This is a genomic window from Ideonella sp. BN130291 (assembly GCF_036231905.1).
Taxonomy (GTDB): domain Bacteria; phylum Pseudomonadota; class Gammaproteobacteria; order Burkholderiales; family Burkholderiaceae_C; genus CAMLIZ01.
In genome coordinates this window covers 137,208-163,557 of record NZ_JAZARE010000003.1, presented here as the reverse complement: position 1 = coordinate 163,557, position 26,350 = coordinate 137,208, and the positions used below count along the sequence as shown (strand labels likewise).

General features: G+C 66.4%; 24 protein-coding genes and 1 pseudogene. 17 read left to right on the top strand and 8 right to left on the bottom strand.

Features of this window, described 5'->3' with window-relative positions; all coding sequences use genetic code 11:
- Positions 1-26 precede the first annotated feature (26 nt).
- From rimO to VPH43_RS07235, 3 genes are read left to right on the top strand one after another with little or no spacing between them, the layout of a single operon-like run.
- Entirely contained in the window at positions 27-1,427 is a 1,401-nt protein-coding gene (rimO, locus tag VPH43_RS07245) for a 30S ribosomal protein S12 methylthiotransferase RimO (RefSeq protein WP_328577007.1), read from the top strand.
- Positions 1,428-1,440: 13 nt separating this feature from the next.
- A complete protein-coding gene (locus VPH43_RS07240) occupies positions 1,441-2,340 on the top strand; it encodes an NAD(P)-dependent oxidoreductase (protein WP_328577006.1) in 900 nt (299 codons plus the stop codon).
- A 21-nt stretch (positions 2,341-2,361) separates the two neighbouring features.
- The gene (locus VPH43_RS07235) at positions 2,362-3,540 is read left to right on the top strand and encodes a PLP-dependent transferase (RefSeq protein WP_328577005.1); all 1,179 of its coding nucleotides are present in this window, start codon (positions 2,362-2,364) and stop codon (positions 3,538-3,540) included.
- Here the strand turns inward: VPH43_RS07235 and smpB are convergent.
- Positions 3,526-3,990: an SsrA-binding protein SmpB gene (gene smpB, locus VPH43_RS07230; protein ID WP_328577004.1), complete on the bottom strand. Its 465-nt coding sequence runs from the start codon at positions 3,988-3,990 to the stop codon at positions 3,526-3,528. The two genes, VPH43_RS07235 and smpB, sit on opposite strands and share 15 nt — an antisense overlap.
- A gap of 94 nt (positions 3,991-4,084) precedes the next feature.
- On the opposite strand from smpB, the gene VPH43_RS07225 reads away from it, so the two are divergent.
- Positions 4,085-4,546, top strand: coding sequence for a type II toxin-antitoxin system RatA family toxin (locus tag VPH43_RS07225; protein WP_328577003.1), 462 nt, complete (start codon positions 4,085-4,087; stop codon positions 4,544-4,546).
- Between the two features lie 4 nt (positions 4,547-4,550).
- The gene (locus VPH43_RS07220; protein WP_328577002.1) at positions 4,551-4,829 is read left to right on the top strand and encodes an RnfH family protein; all 279 of its coding nucleotides are present in this window, start codon (positions 4,551-4,553) and stop codon (positions 4,827-4,829) included.
- A gap of 4 nt (positions 4,830-4,833) precedes the next feature.
- Here VPH43_RS07220 and VPH43_RS07215 read toward each other — a convergent pair whose 3' ends face one another.
- Positions 4,834-5,310: a DUF4124 domain-containing protein gene (locus tag VPH43_RS07215; protein WP_328577001.1), complete on the bottom strand. Its 477-nt coding sequence runs from the start codon at positions 5,308-5,310 to the stop codon at positions 4,834-4,836.
- Positions 5,311-5,474: 164 nt separating this feature from the next.
- Between VPH43_RS07215 and guaB the strand changes: the two genes are divergently transcribed.
- The 12 genes from guaB (at position 5,475) to VPH43_RS07155 (ending at position 22,399) form a co-directional block, all read left to right on the top strand.
- Positions 5,475-6,944: an IMP dehydrogenase gene (guaB, locus tag VPH43_RS07210; protein WP_328577000.1), complete on the top strand. Its 1,470-nt coding sequence runs from the start codon at positions 5,475-5,477 to the stop codon at positions 6,942-6,944.
- 66 nt (positions 6,945-7,010) lie between these two features.
- The gene (locus VPH43_RS07205; protein ID WP_328576999.1) at positions 7,011-8,300 is read left to right on the top strand and encodes a TCR/Tet family MFS transporter; all 1,290 of its coding nucleotides are present in this window, start codon (positions 7,011-7,013) and stop codon (positions 8,298-8,300) included.
- 22 nt (positions 8,301-8,322) lie between these two features.
- Entirely contained in the window at positions 8,323-9,909 is a 1,587-nt protein-coding gene (gene guaA, locus VPH43_RS07200) for a glutamine-hydrolyzing GMP synthase (RefSeq protein WP_328576998.1), read from the top strand.
- Between the two features lie 4 nt (positions 9,910-9,913).
- Positions 9,914-10,504, top strand: a complete 591-nt coding sequence (gene thpR, locus VPH43_RS07195) for an RNA 2',3'-cyclic phosphodiesterase (protein WP_328576997.1) — start codon at positions 9,914-9,916, stop codon at positions 10,502-10,504.
- Entirely contained in the window at positions 10,501-10,731 is a 231-nt protein-coding gene (locus tag VPH43_RS07190; RefSeq protein WP_328576996.1) for a hypothetical protein, read from the top strand. Before thpR ends, VPH43_RS07190 begins: the two co-directional genes overlap by 4 nt.
- 1 nt (position 10,732) lies before the next feature.
- Positions 10,733-11,326 carry a tRNA adenosine(34) deaminase TadA gene (gene tadA / locus VPH43_RS07185; protein WP_328576995.1) on the top strand — a complete coding sequence of 198 codons (594 nt, stop codon included), beginning with the start codon at positions 10,733-10,735 and terminating at the stop codon, positions 11,324-11,326.
- Entirely contained in the window at positions 11,323-12,306 is a 984-nt protein-coding gene (locus VPH43_RS07180) for an LD-carboxypeptidase (protein ID WP_328576994.1), read from the top strand. Before tadA ends, VPH43_RS07180 begins: the two co-directional genes overlap by 4 nt.
- Positions 12,307-12,485: 179 nt before the next feature.
- Positions 12,486-14,729, top strand: a complete 2,244-nt coding sequence (locus VPH43_RS07175; RefSeq protein ID WP_328576993.1) for an ABC transporter substrate-binding protein — start codon at positions 12,486-12,488, stop codon at positions 14,727-14,729.
- Positions 14,730-14,754: 25 nt separating this feature from the next.
- A complete protein-coding gene (locus VPH43_RS07170; protein WP_328576992.1) occupies positions 14,755-15,738 on the top strand; it encodes an ABC transporter permease in 984 nt (327 codons plus the stop codon).
- Positions 15,739-15,747: 9 nt separating this feature from the next.
- Positions 15,748-17,232, top strand: a complete 1,485-nt coding sequence (locus VPH43_RS07165; protein ID WP_328576991.1) for an ABC transporter permease — start codon at positions 15,748-15,750, stop codon at positions 17,230-17,232.
- A 16-nt stretch (positions 17,233-17,248) separates the two neighbouring features.
- On the top strand, positions 17,249-19,090 hold the full coding sequence (locus VPH43_RS07160; protein ID WP_328576990.1) for an ABC transporter ATP-binding protein: 1,842 nt from the start codon (positions 17,249-17,251) through the stop codon (positions 19,088-19,090).
- 495 nt (positions 19,091-19,585) lie between these two features.
- Positions 19,586-22,399: a TonB-dependent receptor domain-containing protein gene (locus VPH43_RS07155; protein WP_328576989.1), complete on the top strand. Its 2,814-nt coding sequence runs from the start codon at positions 19,586-19,588 to the stop codon at positions 22,397-22,399.
- Positions 22,400-22,451: 52 nt separating this feature from the next.
- Here VPH43_RS07155 and VPH43_RS07150 read toward each other — a convergent pair.
- The 6 genes and pseudogenes from VPH43_RS07150 to adk form a co-directional block, all read right to left on the bottom strand.
- Positions 22,452-22,553: pseudogene (locus VPH43_RS07150) on the bottom strand (transposase); the annotation flags it as partial.
- 102 nt (positions 22,554-22,655) lie between these two features.
- Positions 22,656-22,961 carry a helix-turn-helix domain-containing protein gene (locus VPH43_RS07145; RefSeq protein ID WP_328577385.1) on the bottom strand — a complete coding sequence of 102 codons (306 nt, stop codon included), beginning with the start codon at positions 22,959-22,961 and terminating at the stop codon, positions 22,656-22,658.
- Between the two features lie 12 nt (positions 22,962-22,973).
- A complete protein-coding gene (locus VPH43_RS24630; RefSeq protein ID WP_442909230.1) occupies positions 22,974-23,231 on the bottom strand; it encodes a transposase family protein in 258 nt (85 codons plus the stop codon).
- Positions 23,232-23,400: 169 nt separating this feature from the next.
- Positions 23,401-24,735 carry an aspartyl/asparaginyl beta-hydroxylase domain-containing protein gene (locus tag VPH43_RS07140; protein ID WP_328576987.1) on the bottom strand — a complete coding sequence of 445 codons (1,335 nt, stop codon included), beginning with the start codon at positions 24,733-24,735 and terminating at the stop codon, positions 23,401-23,403.
- Positions 24,736-24,829: 94 nt separating this feature from the next.
- The gene (locus tag VPH43_RS07135) at positions 24,830-25,588 is read right to left on the bottom strand and encodes a 3-hydroxyacyl-CoA dehydrogenase (protein ID WP_328576986.1); all 759 of its coding nucleotides are present in this window, start codon (positions 25,586-25,588) and stop codon (positions 24,830-24,832) included.
- Between the two features lie 99 nt (positions 25,589-25,687).
- The gene (gene adk, locus VPH43_RS07130; RefSeq protein WP_328576985.1) at positions 25,688-26,341 is read right to left on the bottom strand and encodes an adenylate kinase; all 654 of its coding nucleotides are present in this window, start codon (positions 26,339-26,341) and stop codon (positions 25,688-25,690) included.
- Positions 26,342-26,350: the final 9 nt, after the last annotated feature.

Below are 26,350 nucleotides of genomic sequence, written 5' to 3'. Positions count from 1 at the left end.
ACTGCCCGATTTGGGACAATCGGCGGATGAGCGAAGTCCTTGCCTCCCCCGTTGTCCCTGATCCTGCCGCCAAGGCGCCCAAGATCGGGTTCGTGTCGCTCGGCTGCCCCAAGGCCCTGACCGATTCCGAACTGATCCTCACCCAGCTGCGCGCCGAAGGCTATGACACCGCCAAGACCTTCGCCGGTGCCGACCTGGTGATCGTGAACACCTGCGGCTTCATCGACGACGCGGTGAAGGAAAGCCTGGACACCATCGGCGAGGCGCTGGCCGACAACGGCAAGGTCATCGTCACCGGCTGCCTGGGCGCCAAGGCGGGCACCACCGGCGGCAACCTGGTGCAGGAAGTGCACCCTAAGGTGCTGGCGGTGACCGGCCCGCACGCCACCCAGGAAGTGATGGATGCGGTGCACCTGCACGTGCCCAAGCCGCACGACCCCTTCGTGGACCTGGTGCCGCCGCAGGGTGTGAAGCTCACGCCCCGGCACTACGCGTACCTGAAGATCAGCGAAGGCTGCAACCACCGCTGCACCTTCTGCATCATTCCCAGCATGCGAGGCGACCTGGTGTCGCGCCCGATCGGCGACGTGCTCGGCGAGGCGCAACGGCTGTTCGAAGCCGGCGTGAAGGAGCTGCTGGTGGTGAGCCAGGACACGTCCGCCTATGGCGTGGACGTGAAGTACCGCACCGGTTTCTGGGACGGCAAGCCGGTGAAGACCCGCATGTTCGACCTGTGCGAGCAGCTCGCCGTGCTGGCCGACCGCTACGGCAGCTGGGTGCGCCTGCACTACGTGTACCCCTATCCGCACGTGGACGAGGTGATCCCGCTGATGGCCTCGGGCCGCATCCTCCCGTACCTGGACGTGCCGTTCCAGCACGCGCATCCGGACGTGCTCAAGCGCATGAAGCGGCCGGCCAGCGGCGAGCGCAACCTGGAACGCATCCAGCGCTGGCGCGAGATCAGCCCCGAGCTGGTGATCCGCAGCACCTTCATCGCCGGCTTCCCGGGCGAAACCGAAGCCGAGTTCCAGACCCTGCTGGACTTTGTGGAGGAAGCGCAGATCGACCGCGCCGGTTGTTTTGCCTATTCGCCGGTGGAGGGCGCCGCGGCGAACGACATCCCCGGCATGCTGCCCATGGAGGTGCGCGAGGAACGCCGCGCCCGCTTCATGGCGGTGGCCGAACGGGTGTCAATCGAGCGCCTGCGCCGCCGCGTGGGCGCAACCATGCAGGTTCTGGTGGACGCCGCACCTGCACTGGGCCGCAAGGGCGGGGTGGGGCGCAGCTATGCCGACGCGCCCGAGATCGACGGCACGGTGAAGCTGCTGCCGCCGGAAAAGGCCTCCAAGACCTTCAAGGTGGGCGACTTCACCAAGGCGCGCATCGTCGATGTGCAAGGCCACGACCTGATCGGCGTGCCGGTCTGACGAGGCCTACGCCATGAAGGTGCTGCTGCTGACGCACCCCATGCCGGCGTCGCCCTACGGCACCGCGCTGCTGGAGGCGCTGCCCGACGTGACAGCGGTGGAGTACACGCCGCAGCTCGGCGATGCGGAGCTCGCGGAAGTGGACGCGGTGCTGGCCTGGTCCTTCCCGCCCGGTGTGGCTGGGCGCCTGAAGCGGCTGCGCTGGGTGTGCGCGGTGTCCGCGGGCGTGGACAAGCTGCTGGTGCCTGAATTGCATCCCGATGTGCCGGTGTCGCGCATCGTCGATCCGGAGCAGGGGCAGGGCATTGCACAGTTCGTGGCGCTGATGGCGCTGCGCCATGCGCGGCAGCTGCCGCTGTACGAGCGCCAGGCCCGCGATCACCAGTGGCGCCGCCATCCGGTGGCCGCGGTGCGCAGCACGGTGCTGGTGCTGGGCACCGGCGCCATGGGCAGTGCGGTGGCCGACATGCTGCGTTCGGTGGGCTTTGACGTGCGCGGCTGGAGCCGCCAGCAGGGCGGGGCGCTGGACGACGCGCTGGCGGCGGCCGACATCGTGGTGTGCGCGCTCCCGCTCACGCCGCAGACCCATGGCCTGCTCGACGCGCGCCGGCTGGCCTGCATGCGCAAGGGTGCCTACCTGATCAACATCGCGCGCGGCCACCACGTGGTCGAAGCCGACCTCGTCGACGCGGTGCGCAGCGGCCACCTGGCCGGTGCGGCGCTGGACGTGCAGCAGCAGGAGCCGCTGCCACCGGACCATCCGCTGTGGGGCGTGGAGGGCATCACGATCACACCGCACATCGCGGCGCAGTCCTCGGTGGACACCATCGCCACGCAGTTCGTCGCGGGGCTGCGCTGCCTGCTGCGCGGCGAGCCGCCGCCCCAGCAGGTGGACCGGCAGCGCGGGTACTGACAGGGTGCCTACACTGGCGGCATGACGCGCCGTTCTGCCACTGACCTGATCCACCATCCCTACAAGCCGCCGGCCGGCTTCGAAGCGCCCGTGCCGGGCGTCTTCAAGGCTTCGACTGTCATCTTTGCCAACGTCGCGGCCATGCGCGCGCGGCGCTGGAAGGACAAGCAAGGCTACACCTACGGCCTGCATGGCACGCCGACCACCTTCACGCTGGAAGAACGCGTCGCCACCCTCGAGGGCGGGCGCTTCACCCTGCTGGTGCCCAGCGGCCTCGCGGCCGTGGGCCTCGTCGATGCCGCCTTCCTGCGCAGCGGCGACGAGGTATTGGTGCCGGACAACGGCTATGGCCCGGGCAAGGAGCTGGCGCAGGCCGAGCTGGCCCGCTGGGGCATCAAGCACCGCTTCTACGATGCGATGGATCCGGCTGCGTTCGAGCGTGCCATCGGCCCCGACACCCGCCTGGCCTGGCTGGAGGCGGCCGGCTCGGTGACCATGGAGTTCCCGGACCTGCGGGCCCTGGCGCGCATCGCGCGTGCACGCGGCGTGCTCACCGTGCTGGACAACACCTGGGGTGCCGGCATCGCGTTCAACCCCTTCGATCTGGGCAACGGCCAGTCCGTGGACGTCTCCATGCATGCCCTCACCAAGTACCCGTCGGGCGGCGGTGACGTGCTGATGGGCGCGGTGACCACCCGGGACGACGCGCTGTACGCGAGGCTGGCGCAGACCCACATGCGCTGGGGCTGGGGCGTGGGCGCCAACGACGCCGAAGCCCTGCTGCGCGCCTTGCCTTCGGTGGCCTTGCGCTACCGGGCGCAGGACGATGCGGCTCGCGTGGTGGCGAAGTGGCTGCAGCAGCGGCCGGAAATTGGCCGCCTGCTGCATCCGGCCTTTGAAGGCTCGCCCGGCCACGAGCACTGGGCTGCGCACTGCACCGCGGCCGCCGGCCTGTTCTCGGTGCTGTTCGATGAGCGCTTCACGGTCGCACAGGTGGACCGCTTCGTCGATGCCCTGAAGCTGTTTCGCATCGGCTACTCCTGGGGCGGGGCGATGAGCCTGGTGGTGCCCTACGAGCTTCAGCCCATGCGCAGCCTGCCGCATGGGCATGCCGGTGTGCTGGTGCGCTTTTCCATCGGCCTGGAAGACCCCCAGGACCTGATCGCCGACCTGGAGCAGGCGCTGTCAGGCCTTGGATGAGACCTTGTGTCTCATCAATCGGCCCTTTTCACGTTCCCAATCGCGCTGCTTCTCGGTGTTGCGCTTGTCGTGCTGGGCCTTGCCCTTGGCCAGCGCGATCTCGGCCTTCACCCGGCCGCCCTTGTAGTGGAGGTTCAAGGGCACGAGGGTGAAGCCCTTCTGCTCCACCTTGCCGATGAGGCGGCGGATCTCCTCCTTGTGCATCAGCAGCTTCTTGGTGCGGTCGGCTTCCGGCGTGACGTGGGTGGAGGCACTGCGCAGCGCGTTGATGCGGCAGCCGATCAGCTGGAGTTCGCCGTCCCGGATGACCACGTAGCCGTCGGTGAGCTGCACCTGGCCCGCGCGAATGGCCTTGATCTCCCAGCCGGTCAGCACCACGCCGGCCTCGTACTGTTCTTCGATGTGGTATTCGAAACGGGCGCGGCGGTTCTCTGCAATGAGCGACGACATAATCGAATCATTGTATGGACCCGAACGCGTTCCTTCCCCGCCGGCCCTGGCAACGGCACTTCGCCCCTTCCCCCAGGGCTCGCAGCACGGCGCCATGAAGCACGTCAAGAAGTCCGTGCTGCTGTGGTATTCCCCCCTCGAGATGTACCAGCTGGTCACCCGGGTGCAGGACTATCCGAAGTTCCTGCCGTGGTGCGAACGCGCCGAGGTGCTGCAGGAGCAGTCCGACACCATGACGGCACGGCTGACCCTGTCCTACGCCGGCGTGCGCCATGCCTTCACCACCCGCAATGAGCATGTGCCCGGCCGCTCGGTGGTGGTGCGGCTGGTCGACGGCCCGTTTTCGCGCCTGGACGGCACCTGGCTGTTCACGCCGCTGGGCCAGGCCGCGGCGCAGGGGCAGGGCGGTGACGCCTGCAAGATCGAATTCGATCTCTGTTATGCCTTTGCCAGCAAGGCGCTGGAGGCGGTGATCAGCCCGGTGTTCGACCGGGTGGCCAACACCTTCGTCGATTCCTTCGTCAAGCGGGCCGAGCAGGTGTACGGGGCGCGCTGACGGCATGCGCATCGAAGTGGCCTACAGCCCGGCGCCCGGCGTGGTCGATCGCAGCCTGCTGGACCTGCCGCCCGGCACCACGCTGCAGCAGGCGCTGCAGGCCAGTGGCCTGGCCGAGCGTCATGGCGAGCTGCGCAATACGGAGCTGTGCGCCGGCATCTGGGGCCGCAAGCAGCCGCTGGACAGCGTGCTGCGCGACATGGACCGGGTGGAGGTCTACCGGCCGCTCACCGTGGACCCGAAGGAAGCGCGCCGCCAGCGTTATCGCCGGCAGGGGCGCTGAAGCTTCAGCGGCACTCGGAGGCCACCACGTTGCGGCTGCGCTGCGCTTCCTCGGCGCGCTGCTTGTCGTCCAGGATCTCGCGCTCGCCCTTTTCGTTCACGCGGCTCAGGCGGATGCCGCTGTCCAGCGAGCGCAAGTGTTCCTTGGCGCGTGCGCAGTTTTCGGCCTTCACGGCAGCGACGCGCTCTTCTTCCTTCTTCTGCTGCGCGGTGCGCTCCTGCTCGGTGCGTTTCATGCGCGCTTCGAGCTCCGGGTCCACTGCCGCGCGGGGCGCACTGGCAGCGACTGAAGCGGACGCCGGGGAGGGCGCGGGCGCTGCCTTGAACTTGGCCGTGTCGGGGCGCTGCAGCACATCCTTCTCCGCCACGTCGGCGGGCGGCGGCAGGTCGCTCAGGTGCATCTGGCCGCTCTTGTCGCGCCACTTCCATTGGGCATGCGCTGCCACGCTGAACGAGGTGGCCAGCAGGCCTGCCACAACCATGCAACCCAGACGACGCATCATGATGTTGGAAACGCGAAAAACGCTCATCCGGCAGTGTAGCGGCGGCCCCCTGGCCGGCCTTGCAGGGCAGGCGGCGTGCCAGCGTGAATTCCGCACGCTGCGCACGTCCGTATAATCTGCTTTTGCGTCTGGAGCTTCCTCTCATGCGCCTTCTCGGAAAAGCGCTCACCTTCGACGATGTGTTGTTGGTGCCAGCGTACTCCCAGGTGTTGCCGCGCGACACCAACCTCTCCACCCGCCTCTCCCGCAACATCACGTTGAACCTGCCGCTGGTGTCCGCCGCCATGGACACCGTGACGGAGGCGCGCCTGGCGATCGCCATCGCGCAGGAGGGTGGCATCGGCATCGTCCATAAGAACATGACCGCCCGGCAGCAGGCTGCCGAGGTGGCGCGTGTCAAGCGCTACGAGTCCGGCGTGCTGCGTGACCCGATCACCATCGGCCTGGGCACCACGGTGCGCGAGGTGGTGGAGCTGTCGCGGCAGCACGGCGTGTCCGGCTTCCCAGTGCTCGAAGGCCCGAAGGTGGTGGGCATCGTCACCAACCGCGACCTGCGCTTCGAGACCCGCATGGACGCGCCGGTGCGCGAGATCATGACGCCGCGCGAGAAGCTCATCACCGTGAAGGAAGGCGCGTCGCTGGCCGAAGCCAAGGCGCTGATGCACAAGCACAAGCTGGAGCGCGTGCTGGTGGTCAATGACGCCTTCGAACTGCGCGGCCTGTTCACGGTGAAGGACATCACCAAGCAGACCAGCTTCCCCAACGCCGCCCGCGATGCCCAGGGCAAGCTGCGCGTGGGCGCGGCGGTCGGCGTGGGCGAGGGCACCGAGGAACGCGTGGAGCTGCTGGCCAAGGCCGGTGTGGACGCGATCGTGGTCGACACCGCCCACGGGCACTCCGCGGGCGTGATCGAGCGGGTGCGCTGGGTCAAGCGCAACTATCCGCAGGTGGACGTGATCGGCGGCAACATCGCCACCGGGGCCGCGGCGCTGGCGCTGGTGGAAGCCGGCGCTGACGCGGTGAAGGTCGGCATCGGCCCCGGCTCCATCTGCACCACCCGCATCGTCGCGGGTGTGGGCGTGCCGCAGATCATGGCGATCGACAACGTGGCCACCGCGCTGCGCGGCACCGGCGTGCCGCTGATCGCCGACGGCGGCATCCGCTACTCCGGCGACATCGCCAAGGCCATCGCCGCGGGCGCGCACACCGTGATGATGGGCGGCATGTTCGCCGGCACCGAAGAGGCACCCGGTGAAGTCATCCTCTACCAGGGCCGCAGCTACAAGAGCTACCGCGGCATGGGCTCCATCGGCGCCATGCAGCAAGGCAGCGCCGACCGCTACTTCCAGGATTCCAGCGGCGCCAACCCCAATGCCGACAAGCTGGTGCCCGAAGGCATCGAAGGCCGGGTGCCCTACAAGGGCTCGCTGGTGGCCATCATCTTCCAGATGGCCGGCGGTGTGCGGGCCTCCATGGGCTACTGCGGCTGCGCCACCATCGACGAGATGCGCGAGCGCGCCGAGTTCGTGGAGATCACCTCGGCCGGCATCCGCGAGAGCCATGTGCACGATGTGCAGATCACCAAGGAGGCGCCGAACTACCGCGCCGACTGATCTGCCTTTGAAAGATCGACCCGTCCGCCCGGCTCCATGCCGGGCGGCGGTGCTTACAGGGACTGCATGACCATCCAAGACACCAGCACCGCACCGGCCGGCAGCCACGCCGGCCGTTCCGCCAGCATGCCGTTCATCATGTTGACGGTCCTGATCGACATGGTGTCGATCGGGCTGATCATCCCGGTGCTGCCGGCGCTGGTGGGCACCTTCACCAGCAACCCGTCCGAGCAGGCGCACTGGTTCGGTGTGGTGGCCTTTGCATTCGGCATCGCCAGCTTCTTTGGCTCGCCCATCCTGGGCGCGCTATCGGACCGCTACGGCCGCCGGCCGGTGCTGCTGCTGGGCTTTTCCGGCCTGGCGCTGAGCTTCTTTGTCACCGCCATGGCCACCGCGCTGTGGATGCTGATTGCCGTGCGGCTGGTGGCCGGGGCGCTGATGGCCAACGCGGCGGTGGCGAACGCCTACGTGGCCGACATCACGCCGCCCGAGCAGCGCGCCAAGCGCTTCGGCCTGCTCGGCGCCATGTTCGGCATCGGCTTCATCCTGGGCCCGGTGATGGGCGGCCTGCTGGGCTCCATCGACCTGCACTGGCCGTTCTACGCGGCCGGCACGCTGGCGTTGCTGAACTGGCTCTACGGCTTTTTCGTGCTGCCGGAGTCGCTGCCCAAGGAGCGCCGGCAGGCCTTCGAATGGCGCAAGGCCAACCCGGTGGGCTCGCTCAAGGCTCTGGGCCAACTGCGGGGTGTCGGTGCGCTGGTGGTGGTGATCGGGCTGGCCAGCCTGGCCCAGTTCATCCTGCACACCACCTGGGTGCTGTACACGCAGCTGAAGTTCGGCTGGGGCCCCAAGGAGAACGGCTGGTCGCTGTTCGCGGTGGGTGTGATGTCCGCGCTGGTGCAGGGCGTGCTGGTGGGCAAGATGCTCAAGCGGTGGTCCGCCCAGCGGTTGGCCGTGCTGGGGCTGGTGTCCTCCACCGCCTGTTATGCCTTGTGGGGCGCCGCCACCGAAGGCTGGATGATGTATGCCGTCATCTTCTTCAACGTGCTGGGGTTTGCGGCACAGGCGGCCATCCAGGCTTTGGTGTCCAACGCGGCGGATCCGCGCAGCCAGGGCCAGACCATGGGCGCGGTGGCGTCGCTGAACAGCCTGATGGCCGTGGCGGCACCGGTGATCGGGCCGTCCATCCTCGGCTTCGTGTCGCATCTGCCCCGGGGCGACTGGCGCATCGGCGCACCCTACTACCTGTGCGCGGTGCTGCAGGCGCTGGCCACCATCGTCGCTGTCCGCCACTTCGCCCGCGCGCGCCATCTGCGCAGCGCGGCCACGCCCGGCGCCGCCGGCCCCGCTTCCTGACTCGCCCACCCAGCGCCGCACCATGCAGCACGACAAAGTCCTCATCCTCGATTTCGGTTCCCAGGTCACGCAGCTGATCGCGCGCCGTGTGCGCGAGGCGCATGTGTACTGCGAGATCCATCCGAACGACGTCTCCGACCAGTTCGTGCGCGATTTCGCGCCCAAGGCGGTGATCCTCTCGGGCAGCCACGCCAGCACCTATGAGGAGGAAGACCTGCGCGCGCCGCAGGCGGTGTGGGACCTGGGTGTGCCGGTGCTGGGCATCTGCTACGGCATGCAGACCATGGCCGCGCAGCTAGGCGGCAAGGTGGAGTACAGCGACCACCGGGAGTTCGGCTACGCCGAGGTGAGGGCGCGCGGCCACACCCGGCTGCTGGAGGGCATCGAGGATTTCCGCAGCCCCGAAGGCCACGGCATGCTCAAGGTCTGGATGAGCCACGGCGACAAGGTGACCGAGCTGCCGCCCGGCTTCAAGCTGCTGGCCAGCACGCCCAGCTGCCCGATTGCCGGCATGGCAGACGAGGCGCGCGGCTACTACGCGGTGCAGTTCCATCCGGAGGTGACCCACACCTTGCAAGGGCGCCAGCTGCTGGAGCGTTTCGTGCTCAAGATCGCCGGCGCGCGGCCCGACTGGATCATGCGCGACCACATCGAAGAGGCGGTGCAGAAGATCCGGGCCCAGGTGGGTGACGAGGAAGTGATCCTCGGCCTGTCGGGTGGCGTGGATTCCAGCGTGGCTGCGGCGCTGATCCACCGCGCGATCGGTGACCAGCTCACCTGCGTGTTCGTCGACCACGGCCTGCTGCGCCTGGACGAAGGCCGCATGGTGATGGAGATGTTCGCCGGCCGCCTGCATGCGAAAGTGATCCACGTGGACGCCAGCGATCAGTTCCTCGGCCACCTGAAGGGCGTGAGCGACCCCGAGGCCAAGCGCAAGATCATCGGCCGCGAGTTCGTGGAGGTGTTCCAGGCCGAGGCCAAGAAGCTCAAGGGCGCCAAGTGGCTGGCCCAGGGCACCATTTATCCCGACGTGATCGAGTCCGGTGGCGCCAAGACCAAGAAGGCCACCACCATCAAGAGCCACCACAACGTGGGCGGCCTGCCGGAGACGCTGGGCCTGAAGCTGCTGGAGCCGCTGCGCGACCTGTTCAAGGACGAGGTGCGCGAACTCGGCGTGGCGCTGGGCCTGCCGCCGGAGATGGTGTATCGCCATCCGTTCCCCGGCCCGGGCCTGGGTGTGCGCATCCTCGGCGAAGTGAAGCGTGAATACGCCGACCTGCTGCGCCGGGCGGATGCCATTTTCATCGAGGAGCTGCGCAAGGCGCGCGACGAAGCCACCGACAAGAGCTGGTACGACCTCACCAGCCAGGCCTTCGCGGTGTTCCTGCCGGTCAAGAGCGTGGGCGTGATGGGCGACGGCCGCACCTATGACTACGTGGTGGCGCTGCGCGCGGTGCAGACCAGCGACTTCATGACGGCGGACTGGGCCGAGCTGCCATACAGCCTGCTCAAGCGCGTGTCCAGCCGCATCATCAACGAGGTGCGCGGCATCAACCGGGTGACCTACGACGTGTCGTCCAAGCCGCCTGCGACGATTGAATGGGAGTGATGTCATGCGCGGTGTGCCTGGCCAACTGTCGTTGATGGGGTTCGAGGAAAAGCCGGCGCTTGATCGCTTGTTCTTCGCGCTCTGTGTGCCTTCACCGGTGGGCGAAGGTATCCATCGGTTGACGCACAGCTTGAAGCAGCAACACGGGTTGTCCGGAAAGCAAGTCAAGCCCGAGCATCTGCACGTGACACTGCATCACCTCGGCGACTTCGCGAGCTTGCCGCTTGGCGTGGTCGAGGCCGCCAGTCGCGCGGCAGACGCAGTGACAGCGGAGCCGTTCGAACTGATCTTCGATGGGGCGGGCAGCTTCCCCAATGGACGCAGTTTTCCTTACGTGCTCAAGGCGTCGCAGAACACTGAAGCAGTCGTGGCGTTCCAGCGCAAGCTCGGGATGGCCATGGCGTACCAAGGCATCCGCGGCGACAAAAGCTTCACGCCACACGTGACCACGATGTATGCGCAACGTGAGGTGCCCGATCATTCGATCGAGCCGGTCCGCTGGACCGCGCGGGAGCTCGTGCTGGTGCACAGCCTGCTTGGCCAGACGACCCACATTCCGCTAGGGCGGTGGCCACTCGGCACCGGCATGGCATGAGAGGCATCTTCAGCGTACTGGGCTTGCTGGTCGTCGTGCTGATCGTCGGCATGATCGTGCGCAAACAACTGCAGGCCGGTGCTGCCGCCGGCGTTGCACCTCCCGCATCGGGCTCGACGGCCGCTGCACCCGGCGGCTCTCCGGCGCAGATGCAGCAGCAGGTCAGGCAGGATGTGGAACGTGCCCTGCAGCAGGGCGCAGCCCGCGCCTCCGACGCCGAGCCCTGAGATGACCAGCGACGACTACGGCATGCGCCTTGCGCTGGATCAGGCGCAGAACGCCTGGTTGGTGGGCGAGGTCCCGGTCGGCGCCGTCATCCTGCGCAATGGACAGGTGATCGCCACCGGCTACAACCGGCCGATCACCACCCACGACCCGACCGCGCATGCGGAGATCGTGGCGCTGCGCCACGCCGCGCAGCTGCTGGAGAACTACCGCCTGCCGGAGTGCGAGATCTTCGTCACCCTGGAGCCGTGTGCCATGTGTGCGATGGCGCTGATGCATGCGCGCTTCAAGCGCGTGGTGTTCGGCGCGCGCGACCCGAAGACCGGTGTGGCCGGGTCGGTGCTCGATCTCTTCGGTGAACGGCGCCTCAACCACCACACGGCCGTGCAGGGCGGGGTCATGGAAGAGGCGTGCGGCGCACTGCTGCGCGAGTTCTTCGCCGAGCGACGCGCGCAGCAGAGGGCGCTGCAAACGGCCGGCGCTGCGGTTGCGCCGGTCGGCGCCGCACCCGCCGAAGAGCCCATCCCCGTGGGCCAGATCATCGAGGCCGACGACAACGACAACAAGGACGCTGGCGCGCCGCCGGCCAGCCCATGAGCGAACAGCAGCAACTCATCATCTTCTCGCCGTCCGGCGTGGTGCCGGAGCCGGCGCGGGTGCGGCGCGCGGCCAAGCGGCTGGCGCAGCACGGCTTTGCCGTGCGCCTGGACGAGACGGCGCTGGCCCGCCACCAGCGCTTCGCGGGCACCGATGAGCTCCGGCTGCAGGCGCTGCACCGGGTGGCCCAGGCCGGCATCGCCGGCGAGGCGTGCGTGGCGCTCGCCACGCGCGGTGGCTACGGCCTCACGCGGCTGCTGGATGGCATCGACTGGCCCTTGCTCGCGCGCAGCCTGGAACACGGGCTGCGTTGGGTGGGCTACAGCGACCTCACCGCCTTGCAGCTGGCGGCGATGGCGCACGGCGCAGCGGGCCCTGAACGGGTGGCCCATGCGCACGACCATGACCACCAGCATGGTGAGCACTGCAGCCATGCGGGTGGCTGGTGGCACGGGCCCATGGCGAACGACGACTTCGGGCGCGAACCGGCCGACCTCGACGACGTGACCGAAGCCTGCTTCGTGGAGGCCATGGGCGGCGAGTTGGAGGCGGTGGGCTTCCGCACCGAGCCGGAGTTCGACGGCCTCGACGTCACGGGCCGCCTGTGGGGCGGCAACCTCTGTGTGGTGGCATCGCTGCTCGGCACGCCGCACTTCCCCCGCGTGAAAGGCGGAGTGCTGTTCCTGGAGGACGTGGCCGAACATCCGTATCGGGTGGAGCGGATGCTGCTGCAATTGCACCAGGCAGGCGTACTGGGCGCACAGAAGGCGGTGGTGCTGGGCCAGTTCACCGACTACAAGAAGTCGCCGCTGGATCGGGGCTACACGCTGAAGTCAGCCATTGCGCACCTGCGCGCCACCGTCCCGGTGCCCATCCTCACCGGCCTGCCCTTCGGCCACGTGCCGACCAAGGTGTGCCTGCCGGTGGGGCGCCGCGTGACACTGGCCGTGCAGGGCAAGGACGCCTTCATCGGCTGGTGAGCCCACCCAAAAGCGGGTGAAACCCTGAGCGCCCGTGTGTGTCACCGGGCGTATTATTCGCGGCTGCCTCGCGTACGGCAGGGCCACAAGCCCGGCTGCAACGGAGGCCGTTTGTTTTTTGGGGAATGCCACCTGGGATCCAGCTGGCGAACATGATGCGTAGTGAAGGATCGGGCCACATGTCTAGACATCCGATGTCGCCCACCCGTTGGCTGACGGCCGTGATGCTGATCGCGTCCCTGTTGGCGCTGGCGGCTTGCAACAACAGCCCCTGGCCGGCTGGCGCGGAGAAGGAGAACACGCTGTTCAACTCCTTCGACGAGCGCTCGCCCCGCTACCTCGATCCCACCGGGTCCTACAGCAACCCGGAGACGCCGTACACCTACTCGATCTACGAGCCGCTGTACGGCTACCACTACCTCAAGCGTCCCTACGAGCTGATCCCGAAGGCGGCTGCCGCGGTGGTGCAGCCGTACTACCTGGACGCGAAGGGCACCCGGCTGCCGCAGGCCGTGGCGCCCGAGCAGATTGCCGAAAGCGTGTACGACATTCCCATCAAACACGGGATCCTGTATGCGCCGCACCCTGCGTTCGCCAAGGACGAAAAGGGAAGCTACCTCTACCACCGCATGACGCGCGAGGACGTGGGCGACAAGCGTTCGCCCTTCGACTTCAAGCACATGGGCACGCGGGAGCTCGTGGCTGATGACTATGTCTACGGCTTCAAGCGCCACGCCACCACCCGTATCGAAGCCCCCGCCTTTGCCACCTTCTCCGAATACATCATCGGGTTGAAGGACTACAGCAAGCTGATCAAGGCGGAAGACGCGAAGTTGCGCGCCGGCCTGTCGGAATCCGCCCGCGACAAGCCCTTCCTGGACTTCCGCAAGTGGCCGCTCGAGGGTGTGAGTGCACTCGACAAGTACACGCTGCGCATCCGCATCAAAGGCAAGTACCCGCAGTGGAAGTACTGGCTGGCGATGAGCTTCACCGCGCCGGTGCCCTGGGAAGTGGACGCCTTCTACTCGCAGCCGGGCATGTCGGAGAACAGCCTGTCATGGAACCAGTGGCCGGTGGGCACCGGGCCGTTCATGATGACGGAGTACGTGCAGGACCGCCGCCACGTGCTCAAGCGCAACCCCAACTTCCGTGGCGAACCCTACCCCTGTGAAGGCATGCCGGGCGACAAGGAGAAGGGCCTGCTCGCCGACTGCGGAAAGATGATGCCCTTCGTCGATACGGTGGTGTCCACCATCGTCAAGGAGCGCACGCCCCGCAAGGAGATGTTCAAGCAGGGCTTCCTCGACGTGCCGGAAATCGAGCGGCCCGAGTGGGGCATCGAGTTCCGCGTGGACATGGAAGACTCCGACGAGACCCGCAAGGAATACGACGACAAGGGCTTCAGCTTCCCGGTGACCACCGACATCAACAACTGGTACCTCGGCTTCAACTGGCTGGACCCGGTGGTGGGCAAGGGCGACACGCCCGAGCAGCAGGTCAAGAACCGCAAGCTGCGCCAGGCGCTGTCGATCGCGATCGACTGGGAAGAAGGCTATGGCCGCATCTTCCGCAACAAGGGTGGCGAGGCAGCCGAAGGCCCGCTGCCACCGGGTGTGTTCGGTTCGCGCCATGGCACGGTGGAGGGCATGAACCCGGTCACCCACAAGCTGGAAAACGGCCGCGTGGTGCGCCGCTCGATCGAGGAAGCAAAACAGCTGCTCGCCGAAGCCGGCTACCCCGATGGCCGCGATGCCAGGACCGGCAAGCCGCTGGTGCTGAACTACGACTACCAGCGCACGCCCACGCCGGAAATCAAGGCCGAGCTCGACTGGATGGTGCGGCAGTTCGCCAAGCTGGGGGTGCAGCTGGAGATCCGGGCCACCGACTACAACCAGTTCCAGGACAAGGTGCTCAAGGGCAAGCAGCAAATCTTCTGGTGGGGCTGGCTGGCGGACTATCCGGATGCCGAGAACTTCCTCTTCCTGCTCTACGGGCCGAACTCCAAGGCCAAGCACGAGGGCGAAAACGCGGCCAACTACGAGAACCCCGAGTACGACAAGCTGTATCGCCAGATGCAGACCATGGACGACGGGCCCGAGAAGCAGAAGGTGATCGACCAGATGGTCAAGATCGCCCAGCAGGATTCGCCCTGGGCCTGGGGCTACTTTCCCTATGTGGGCGTGGCGTTCCAGTCCTGGGTGCACAACGGCAAGCCCACCATCGTGGTACGTGACCTGGCCAAGTACTACCGCGTCGATCCGGCCCTGCGCACGCAGCGCCAGCGCGAGTGGAACGATCCGGTGTGGTGGCCGGTGCTGGCCTTGTTCGCCGGCCTCGCACTGATGGTGTGGGTCGCCCGCCGTGGCTACAAGGCGCGTGAACGTGTGACCGCCAAGCCGGTGCAGGCGCCCAGCGCCGCCTGAGCGCCGCGGCGCTGAAAGAGACTCGATGATCAACTACATCGTCCGCCGGCTCGGTTACGGCGTGCTCATCCTGCTTGGGGTGAACCTGTTCACCTTCGTCCTGTTCTTCACGGTGAACACGCCCGACGACATGGCGCGGCTGAACATCGGCGGCAAGCGCATCACGCAAGAGCAGATCCAGAAGTGGAAGGCCGAGCGCGGCTACGACAAGCCGCTGTACTGGAACGACCGGGAAGAGGGGCCGGAGAAGCTCACCAACACCATCGTGTGGGAACGCTCGGTCTCGCTGCTCGCGCTGGACTTCGGCCGCTCGGATGCCCGCAATGCCGTGGACATCGGCCACGAGATCCGGACCCGCATGTGGGTGAGCCTTCAGCTTGCGGTGCCGCTGTTCGTGCTGCAGGTGTTTGCGAGCACGGCGTTCGCGCTGCTGCTGGTGTTCTTCCGTAACTCGCGCATCGACTTCTGGGGCGTGGTGCTGTGCGTGCTGATGCTGTCGATCTCCAGCCTCTTCTACATCATCGTCGGCCAGTTCCTGTTCTCGCGCCTGTTCAAGCTGGTGCCGATCTCCGGCTATGCACCGGGGCTGGACGCGGTGAAGTTCCTGATCCTGCCGGTGCTGCTGTCGCTGCTGTCCCGCCTGGGCGGTGAAGCGCGGCTGTACCGCGCGATGTTCCTGGAAGAGATCGGCAAGGACTATGTGCGCACCGCGCGTGCCAAGGGCCTGGCCGAACATGTGGTGCTGTTCCGCCACGTGCTGCGCAACGCCATGATTCCCATCATCACCAGCGCGGGCTCCTACCTGCCGTATGTGTTCCTCGGCAGCCTGGTGTTCGAAAGCTTCTTCGGCATTCCGGGGCTGGGCGCCTTTGTCATCGAGGCCATCACCGGGCAGGACTTCGCGATCGTGCGCTCCATGGTGTTCCTGGGCGCGGTGCTTTACATCGCGAGCTACGTGCTCATCGACATCCTGTACACGCTGGTCGATCCGCGCGTGCGCCTGGGCTAGAGGCAGACCATGGGATTCAAGTTCGTTCTGCTGTGGACCGACGTGGCGCTGTATGCGCTGGTGGCCGGCCTGGTGTTCTACGTGTGGCGCATCCGCCATCAGCCCAACTCCAAGGCCAACTGGATGAAGGTGCTGCGCGATCCGGCGGCGCTTTGTTCGCTGGCGGTGCTGCTGCTGTTCGTGGCCGTGGCGGTGCTGGACAGCGTGCACTTCCGGCGCCAGCTCGACTTTGCCGGCAACTCCGCGCCCGACGCGCAGGTGTACTACGGCACCCGCACCGAGTCGCTGCTCGACGTCGCGCTGGCCAACCAGGTTCGCATGCGCGAAGTGTCGTGGTCCGCGCCGCTGGCCTACCAGGGCTTCGCCAAGGAGCCGGTGCAGAAGGGCGCCGACATCGTGCGCGAATACGCCCGCCTCGGCCACGGCGGCTCGCACTTGAAGAACCCGGAGCAGGAGTGGCAGGGCGACGTGATGGCCCGCACGGCGAGGGGCCTGCTCGGTGGCGCAGTCGCCTTTGCGCTGTGTGTGCTGGCGGCCGGCGCGTTGCTGGCGCGCTCGCACGGCGGCTTCAGCAATGCCTTGTCCGACCTCGCACGCGGCCACACCGACTACCCGCTGCGGCCGCTGATGATCACCCTGCTGGTGATCTGCCTGCTGTGCGGCCCGGTGATCGCGCTGATGGACGTGTACCACGTGTTCGGCACCGACCGCACCGGCAACGACGTGCTGTACCAGGCGATGAAGAGCGTGCGCACCGCGTTCGTCATCGGCACGCTGGCCACGATTGCCACGCTGCCGTTCGCCATCGTGCTCGGCATCCTGGGCGGCTACTTCAAGGGCTGGGTGGACGAGCTGATCCAGTACATCTACACCACGCTCACCGCGGTGCCCAGCGTGTTGCTGATCGCGGCCTGCGTGCTGATGATGCAGGTGTTCCTCGACAAGCATCCGGAGCTGTTTGAAACCGGTGCCGAGCGCTCGGACATCAAGATCTTCCTGCTGTGCGTGATCCTGGGGCTCACCGGCTGGGCCACCTTGTGCCGGCTGGTGCGCGGTGAAACGCTCAAGCTGCGGGAGCTGGACTACGTGCAGGCGGCCACCGCCTTCGGCGTGAGCCATGCGCGCATCATGTCGCGCCACATCCTGCCCAACGTGATGCACCTGGTGCTGATCACCACGGTGCTGTCGTTCTCCGACCTCATCCTGTTCGAGGCCGTGCTTACGTACATCGGCGTGGGCGTGGACCCGTCGATGAACAGCTTCGGCGGCATGATCAACCTGGCCCGCAGCGAGATGTCGCGCAACCCGGTGGTGTGGTGGTCGTTCGCCGCGGCCTTCACCTTCATGGTGGTGCTGGTGCTGGCGGCCAACCTGTTTGCCGATGGCGTGCGCGATGCCTTCGATCCGCGCTCGCGCAGCTTCCGGCCGCGGCTGGTCAAACGGCTGCTGAAGGCGCCCGCCGGTGCCGCCGGCGAGCCGGCGTTGACCAAATAACCGGCAAGGTACTCAGATGCTGTTGATCGATGACTTGAAGGTGAGCCTGGACGCCGACGCCGGCATGGTGAAAGCGCTGGACGGCCTGCGCCTGGCGCTGCAGCGTGGCGAGACCTTTGCGCTGGTGGGCGAATCCGGCTGCGGCAAGAGCATGACCGCGCTGGCGCTGATGCGGCTGCTGCCGGAAAACGGCCGCATCACGCAAGGCAGCTACGAGCTCGAGGGCGAGGACGTGCTGGCGCTGCCGGAATCCCGCATGCGCAGCATCCGCGGCGGGCGCATCGGCATGATCTTCCAGGAGCCGTCCACCAGCCTGAACCCGGTGATGAAGGTGGGCGACCAGATCGTGGAGGCGATCGAGGCCCACACCGACCTGCGGGGCGCCGCCGCCCGCGAAAAGGCCATCGAGTGGCTGGAGCGCGTGGGCATCCCCCACCCCGAGCGCCGCATCGACGAATACCCGTTCCGGCTCTCCGGCGGCCAGAAGCAGCGCGTGATGATCGCGATCGCGCTGGCGGCCGAACCGGAGTTCCTGGTCGCCGACGAGCCGACCACGGCGCTGGACGTCACCATCCAGAAGCAGATCCTCGACCTGCTGAAGGACCTGCAGCGCGAGCGCGGCCTGGGCCTGCTGCTGATCACGCACGACCTGGGCGTGGTGGCCGGCATGGCGCACCGTGTCGCGCTGATGTACGCCGGGCAGATCATCGAGGTGGCTCCCGCGGACGAGTTCTTCGCCCAGCCCAAGCACCCGTACGCCCGGCTGTTGCTCAAAGCCCTGCCGGACGCGGACAAGCGCGGCCAGTCGCTGGCCGCCATTCCCGGCACGGTGCCGCCGCTGTGGATGGATTTCGCCGGCTGCCGGTTTGCGCCCCGCTGCGACCGTGCCACGTCACTGTGCCCCAGCACGCCGCCGCCGCTGCACCCCGACCGGCCGCACCACAGCGTGCGCTGCCTTTGGTACAGCGACCCACAGGCCATGCAGGCGGCCACGCCACAGCCGGCGCCGGTGGGCGAGCCCGCACCGGTGGTGCGGCCGGCCAGCGGGGCGCCGCTGGTGCCGCTGCTGGACGTGGACAAGCTCAACGTCCGCTTCCCGATCCGCAAAGGCCTGCTCCAGCGCACGCACGCCTACTTCAACGCGGTAGACGGCGTGTCCTTCCGCATCGCGGCCGGGCAGACCCTGGCCTTGGTGGGCGAGTCCGGTTGCGGCAAGACCACCACCGGCAAGGCGATCGTTCAATTGCTGCGCGGCACGGCCACCATCGATGGCGAGGCGCGCCTGGAAGGGCAGAACCTTTTCGCGCTGGACGGTGACGCCCTGCGCAGCGCCCGGCGTGACATCCAGATCATCTTCCAGGACCCGTTTGCGTCGTTGAACCCGCGCATGCGGGTGTTTGAGGTGCTGGAAGAGGGGCTGCTCGCTTTGCGCCCGGAGCTCGACGCAGGTCAGCGCCGCACGCGTCTGGAAGAGTTGGCCGACCAGGTCGGCCTGCGGCGCGATGCACTGGGCCGCTACCCCCACGAGTTCTCCGGTGGCCAGCGCCAGCGCATCGCCATCGCCCGCGCGCTGGCGGTGCGGCCGAAGCTGATCATCTGCGACGAGCCGACTTCCGCGCTGGACGTGTCGGTGCAGGCGCAGATCTTGAACCTGCTTAGACAACTGCAGCACCAGCTCGGTGTGTCCTACCTCTTCATCACGCACAACATTGGTGTGGTGGAGTACATCGCCGACAACGTGGCAGTGATGCGGGCGGGCAGGGTGGAAGAGCAGGGGGCGTGTGCGGAGGTGCTGGAGCGGCCGCAGAGTGCCTACACGAAGACGCTGCTGGCGGCGGTGCCGCGGGTTGGGGCGTAGAGAGCTCCAAGGCGTTGCGCTGGCCGGCCACGTCAAAACTTACTGGACAGGATCCGCCGTTCTCTCGGCGCGCCGCACAGAACCAGTACGCCAGCGGCGGCTTCCACGGAGCCCTCAAGTACTTTCCTGACCCGTTTGCGACATAGGAACCCGGGTCATGCCGGGTTCTTCTGGCAGCGATTCGCGATGACTGTCGGCGGAAACCAACACTGCCCATGACGCGCATCCTGGACTTGACACGTGTAGCGTACGCTGGCGGTCGAGATATAGCGGCTCGTATTCAGAGGTGGGCGGCACTTGTATAGGCGACTACGGCCCGCTAAGTCCGAGCCTGTCGATGAGGCCGCAGGGTTTCCCTGGGAGAGGGAAGGTACTTTCCAGCCGGAAAATCAGTTTTCGTGCTCCGACGTGATGCTAGCAGCCAGTCTACAAGGTGGCCTCTAGCTTGCTTCAGAGCCAGGTCTATCGATCAACTTTCGGGTCAGAGGAGTCATCATGTTCCAGAAAACAAAGATATCGGCCGCGCTGATAGTCGCGTTCGGCGGTGGCGGTGCATTGGGTGTGCTACCAGCGCATGCACAGGACAGTTCGGTGCAGCGAGTTGAAGTCACCGGTTCCGCGATCAAGCGCGTGGACGCCGAAGGCGCTCTGCCGGTCCAGGTGATCAACCGTGAGGCTATCCAGCGCAGTGGTGCAACCTCGGTCACCGACCTGATCCAGCGTCTGCCCGCCATGCAGGGGGCTACGACGGAGTCTGCCAGTGTTGGCGGCGGCGGCGGCGGTTTTTCAGGCGCATCGGTGCACAACATCGGTGAGACGCGCACGCTTGTCCTGCTGAACGGTCGTCGACTCGCTCAGTTCGGCGGGCAGACTCTAACCGGGTTCGGGGCAGCTATCGACCTGAACACGCTGCCACTGAGTGCTATCGAACGGGTCGAAGTGCTGGCCACCGGCGCATCCTCCCTATACGGCTCGGACGCCATCGCAGGCGTGGTGAACTTCATCACCCGTCGCAACTCTACGGAAGGCGACCTGACGCTCGGCGCGTCGAAACCTCAGAAGGGCGGTGCGGAGGAAAAGCGCTTCAGCCTCAGCAAGGGTTTCGGCTCGCTGGAAGAGGACGGCTTCAACGTCTTCTTCGCAATCGGTGCTGACAAGCGCGACCCGTTGAACGCGACGCAGCGCGAGGCCTCGAAGACCGGCGTAATCAACTTCAATCACAACGGCAAGCGCTACCAAGCGTTCCTCGGCTCCCCCAGCGCGATCCCCGGCAACGTGCTCGACGACGACGGGGACATCGTCAGCCCCTATTTCCTGGCCAATGGCAGTTGTGCGCCAGGCAATGTCAGGTCCACCGATCCGGCCACCGGGAAGACCGCCTGTTATTTCGACTTCGTGGCGGCGCTGGAGATTTTCCCCGAGCGGGAGCGCCAGCAGGCCATGGTTAGCGGTGACCTCAAATTGGGCCAGAACCACACGCTGTTTGCTGACGTCCTGCTCTCCCGCACAGAAAGCACCGGCATCATCGCGCCTGTGCCTGGCAGCATCTCCATCCCGCGGAGCTCGCCGCTGTACGACCAGTACCTCACGCCGGTCAGCGGCATGCAGGGCAGCACCTTTACGCAGGACACGACGGCCTTCTACCGGGTCGCCGACCTGGGCCGGCGTGCCGACAAGAACAAGTCCGAGTTCAGCAACGGCGTCATTGGCGTGCGTGGTGTCTTCGGCGAGTGGGACTACGAGACGGGTTTGTCCTATTCGAAGAGCGACTTCAAGAATGACATCTCCGGCTATCCGGGTGCTCTCGCACTGTCGCGGCTGCGGAGCAGCGGCCTGCTTAACCCATTCGTCGGCCCGGGGGAGATGCCGGCGGAGTCGCTCGCCGCGGTGCGCAACATCGTCTACAACGGCTACTGGGATGGTGGCACGTCCGAATTGGCCAGCCTCGATGGCCGTGTGTCACGCTCGCTGATGAATCTGGCAGGGGGGCCGCTTCAGATGGCTCTGGGCGTGAACTACTATCAGGAAAAGTTCCAGGGAAAGCCGAGCCTGTTCGCACAAGCTAAGCTGGCAGACCCGGTGGCCGGCACACTCTGCGACCCGGATTCCGCCGACCCCAACCTGCAATGCGACCAGCGTTTCGGTGACGCCGCGGCCATCATTCCCTACAGCGCTGACCGTAAGGCCTGGGGCGTGTTCACCGAAGTGGTCGCACCGGTCACCAAGACGCTGGAACTGACCGGCTCGGTCCGATACGACGACTACAGCGACTTCGGCAGCACCACGAACGGCAAGCTGATGATGAAGTGGCGCCCGACCACTGGCCTCGCTCTGCGCGGCTCGCTCGGCACCGGCTTCAAGGCACCGACGGTGCCGCAGCTGAAGGCAGCTCCTCAGTCGTTCGGCGTGACGTCGTCGCCCTATGACTGCACGCCGGAGCTGCAGGCGGTTGCCACAAGTTTGAATGCACAGTGCCAGCCGCGTGGCCGGCAGTATGACGTAGTCGCCGGCGGCAATCCAAAGCTGAAGCCTGAGAAGTCCCGCCAGGCGCACGTCGGCATGGTGTTCGAGCCGGTTCAGGCGATGTCGGTGGGCGTGGACTGGTGGTGGGTAGGTATCAAGGATGCCTTCGGCCAGATCAGCGAGCAGGAAGCGTTCGACAACCCACAGCGTTACCCAGGCGCTTGGACGACGCAGCGCGACATCGCCACAGGCATCGACTTCCTGGCGTACAACCAGGCGAACCTGAACCTAGGCAAGGCGTACTACAGCGGCATCGACTTCGACGTACAGGGCCGCTACAACACGCCGATTGGGCGCCTGGGTGGCCGCTTGGTCGCCACATACATGCTGGCCGAGAAGGTGCAGCTCCAGGAGGGGGGGCAGTATTTCAACCCCGTCGGCGTGAACGAACCGAGCCTGTCTTACGTTACCTTCCGCTGGCAGGGGCGCGCTTCCGCAGAGCTGCAGACCGGCAAATGGCTGAACTCGCTGGCCGCAAACTTCAAATCCGGCTATCGAGACGCCATCGCAAGCGTGGAGGTGCTCGGCCCGAACGACGCCAACACCGGCGAGTTCGAAGACGTCCAGCTGAAGATTAAGAACTATGTGACCTGGGACTGGCAGACCCAGTACGCGCTCAACAGCCGGCTGACCTTCACCCTCGGTGTGCTGAACCTGACGGACACGAAGGTTCCGCTGACGCTCGCTGAAGGCGGTGCCGGCAAGGGCCAGATGTTCGGCTACGATGACCGCTACCACGACATCCGTGGCCGCACCTACTACGTCAACGCGAGCTTCAAGTTCTGATTCATCGTCGCGCAAGCAAAGGCCGCCCGTGAGGGTGGCCTTTTTTGGCTCTTCACCCGACTCCCGTAAAGGCGGCGCCGATCTTAAGGAAGAAGTAGTTGTCGTCGCGGAAGCCATAGGCCATGCGCTTGATGACCTTGATCTTGTTGTTGACGATAGCCGCTTGCGGCCAGCGGTGCTCGACCTCGATCTCGTAGTCCGCATTCAATCCATGACAGCCGTGCGCAGGCGCCGGCAGCGCTGCGGGCCCAGCATCTCAGAGAAAGGCCTGACGTCGGCTCGCCCCCGGCCACGGCCGACCCACAGCACGCGTTTGCGTCGGCTCGACGATGACCGTGGCATAGCGGTGGCCCTTTTGGATGGCCAACTCCTCCATCCCGATGACCTTCAGCTCATCAAGGTCCACCGGGCGGAGCTCGCGTTGCAGGCTGGCAAAGTCCACCGCCTTGACTGTCTTCCAGTCCAAGCCGAAGAACTGCGCCACGTGCCGGATCGACGCCACCCTGCACAGCTTGGCCACCGAGTCAGCCAGCCGCCGCGTGACGCGTGCGTACGGCTCCAGCCACGACAGCGGTTACTTCGGACCGCAGCCGTCGCACGCCACGCGCAGCCTCGGCACGATCAACTCCACACGGTGCTGGAAGATCGGCAGATCCCGAACCCGTCGCTCTCTGTGGTCATGGACCGCACGCGTGACGGCACCGCACCGGCTGCACTGGCGTGGCGAGCCAGGCACCGCCTGCAGCCTCAGTACCCGCCACGACTGCCCGCCACGGTACTCGTGCTCGGCTTGCACAACGTCATATCCGGTCCAGCCTCCCAGCTGCGCCATAAGATGCTCCTGGGCCACGGTCGATGCTCCTGGGCCACGGTCGCCCTCCTGCGGTCTTGCTGTCTTGGTGACCAACACATTAGCAGGCGAGCGCCGTGCGCCCACCCCATCCATCACGCAGTTGGGTGAGGAACCTTCATTGGTGATTCACTCCGTTCCTCGGGGAACCTCAGCTTGCCGCTGCCCAGCCTTCGTCGCTGAAGAGGAAGTCCAGCGCACCGATCAGTTGCGTGATTCGGACGACACCGTCCCGCTCCGCCACACTCAGGTGGGGATTCCAGCAGTCCATCAGCAGGATGACGCGGAGTTCGTTGGAACGGTTCCAGGCCGAGTGCAGGTAGGTGTCATCGAACATCAGCAGTTCGCCTTCTCGCCAGGCACGGGCCTCTATGTCGACGAGGTTCAGTGCGCATTCCGGGGGGACCAGCAGCGGGAGGTGCATCACGACCCGGGCATTGCAAACGCCGTGATGGGGAAGGATCTCCGTCTTCGGCTTTAGCAACGAAAAACAGATCTCGGGCGCCTGTCCGGGCACCCGGAACAGCTCCAGTGACTCCAGCGTGGCGCTCGTGACCGGACAGCGAGCGTGATGCTCGTCGTACCGCTCGCCGTGCCGATAGAAGAAGTAGGCTTCCCAACTCGGCGTCGGACCTTGTAGGTAGCGGTCCATCCGATCGCCGGGGCGCAGACGTACAAAATCCTCGAAACCCGTGTCTTCCGCCAACAGCCCCAGTGCCTCCTGGCGGATCGCCCCGTAGGCTTGAAGCAGGCGCGGCGCCCACGGCTGCAACTGCGGGTCGAGAAAGGGCTGCTCCGGCAAGTCCGGAATGTAGAGTGCCAGCGGACGCTGCCGCGGGTGAGGCGGCTTTATGTCGACCTTGCCGAGGTAGCCTGCGACGGCCCGTTCGAGACGCTTTAGCGAGGCGCCGGGATGGAGATGTTTCAGTTGATCAACCGCATGGTGGAACAACGCAGGCCTGCCTTCTCGCACCTGGCCCACCGCGCGGGCAACCAAGGGGCGTAGATGTTCCGGCGTGGTGGACGGCGAGGTCCAGTTCCCCTGGGCTTGGGCTCTCGTGACAGCCTCGAAGGCCGCCTGCAGCGATTGAGCGATCCTTCCGAGGTCCGCCGCCAGCTGACTTAGCAGCAGCCAGCCCATCAGGTTGTCAGGCACCTTGTTGAGGTGCGATTCCAGCAGCGAGGCGGCCACCTGTGGCTGCCCTCTCTCGCCCAACAGGACGGCGAGGTCCATGTGCAGTTGTGGATCGTCGGGTTGGTGGGCGAGTGCGGTGCGTAGCACCCGCTCGGCATCTACGCCGTTCCCCCGCTCGTTGAGCAGACGCGCCAGCCAGATGGCCGCAACCGGAAGCTCCGGATGCGCCTCGACAAGACGCGCCAGCACACCCTCAGCGATCGCTGTTGATCCATTTTCTGCCAGGCGCTTCGCGTCGCGCAGCGCCTGTTTGACATCAGAAGGAAGGATTGGTGGGGCGTGATTCGACATGGCAAATCGGCTGGACGGAAAGTGCCAAGTGTGCCCCCAGCCGGAGCCCGTCCGACTTTGTGCAAGATCGACCAGTCCTGCTCCGCATGTCAGGTCACTTCGGCGCCAACCGAATCGCCCCATCCAACCGAATCACCTCCCCATTCAGCATCTCGTTGATGACGATCTGGTGCACCAGCTTGGCGTAATCCTCCGGTGTCCCCAGCCGGCTGGGGAAGGGAACGCTTGCCGCCAGTGCGTCCTGCACCTCCTTGGGCATGCCAAACAGCATCGGTGTGCCGAAGATCCCCGGCGCAATGGTCATGTTGCGAATGCCATTGCGGGCCAGGTCGCGTGCGATCGGCAAGGTCATACCCACCACGCCACCCTTGGACGCTGAATAAGCCGCCTGCCCGATCTGGCCGTCATACGCGGCGACGCTGGCGGTGCTGATCATCACGCCGCGCTCCCCGGTGGCTTCCGGCTCGTTCTTGCACATCGCCTCAGCCGCCAGGCGGATCATGTTGAAGCTGCCGATCAGGTTGACCGTGATCACCTTGCTGAACAGGGCCAGCGAGTGAGCGCCTTCCTTGCCCACCGTCTTGGCGGCGGGCGCGATGCCGGCGCAGTTCACCAGGCCCATCAGCTTGCCGAGTGACGTGGCCTTGGCCACCACGGCCTGGCCATCCGCCTCCTGGCTCACGTCGCACTTGACGAAGGCCCCGTCCAATTCACGTGCCAGCGCCTCGCCCTTGTCAGCTTGCAAGTCGGCGATGACGACCTTGCCGCCGTGTGCCGCCAGCATGCGCGCCGTGCCTTCGCCCAGCCCGGATGCCCCTCCGGTGACGATGAATACCTTGCCTGCGATCTCCATGGAAGTTCTCCTGTCTGTCGGTTGACGTTGACGTAAACGTCAATTCTCGGCGAAAAAAAGCCGCCTGGGCATGCAGGCGGCGGCTGGTGTCTGGTGGGCTCAGGCCAAGGCCTGCATCGCACGCGCCGTGATGTCCTCGACGCTCCCCATGCCCGAGATGCGACGGTACTTGGGGGCCTGCGAGTCGCCGGTGGCCGCCCACTGCGAGTAGTAGTCCACCAGCGGCCGCGTCTGGCTCTGGTACACCTCCAGGCGCTTGCGCACGGTGTCCTCGTGGTCGTCCACGCGCTGGATCAGTTCTTCACCGGTGAGGTCGTCCTTGCCGGCCACCTTGGGCGGATTGAACTTCAGGTGATACGTGCGGCCGGAAGCGGCATGCACACGGCGGCCGCTCATGCGTTCGATGATCGCAGCATCGGGCACGTCGATCTCCAGCACGTAGTCGAGCTTCACACCGGCGGTCTTCATGGCTTCGGCCTGCGGGATGGTGCGCGGAAAGCCGTCGAAGAGAAAGCCACCGGCGCAGTCCGGCTGGGCGATGCGTTCCTTCACCAGCGCGATGATCAGGTCGTCACTCACCAGGCCGCCGGCGTCCATCACCTTCTTGGCTGCCACGCCCAGCGGCGTGCCGGCCTTCACCGCGGCGCGCAGCATGTCGCCGGTGGAGATTTGCGGGATGCCGTATTTCTGGCAGATAAAGGCCGCTTGCGTGCCTTTGCCGGCGCCCGGCGCCCCCAGCAGAATCAGTCTCATCGGTGTCCT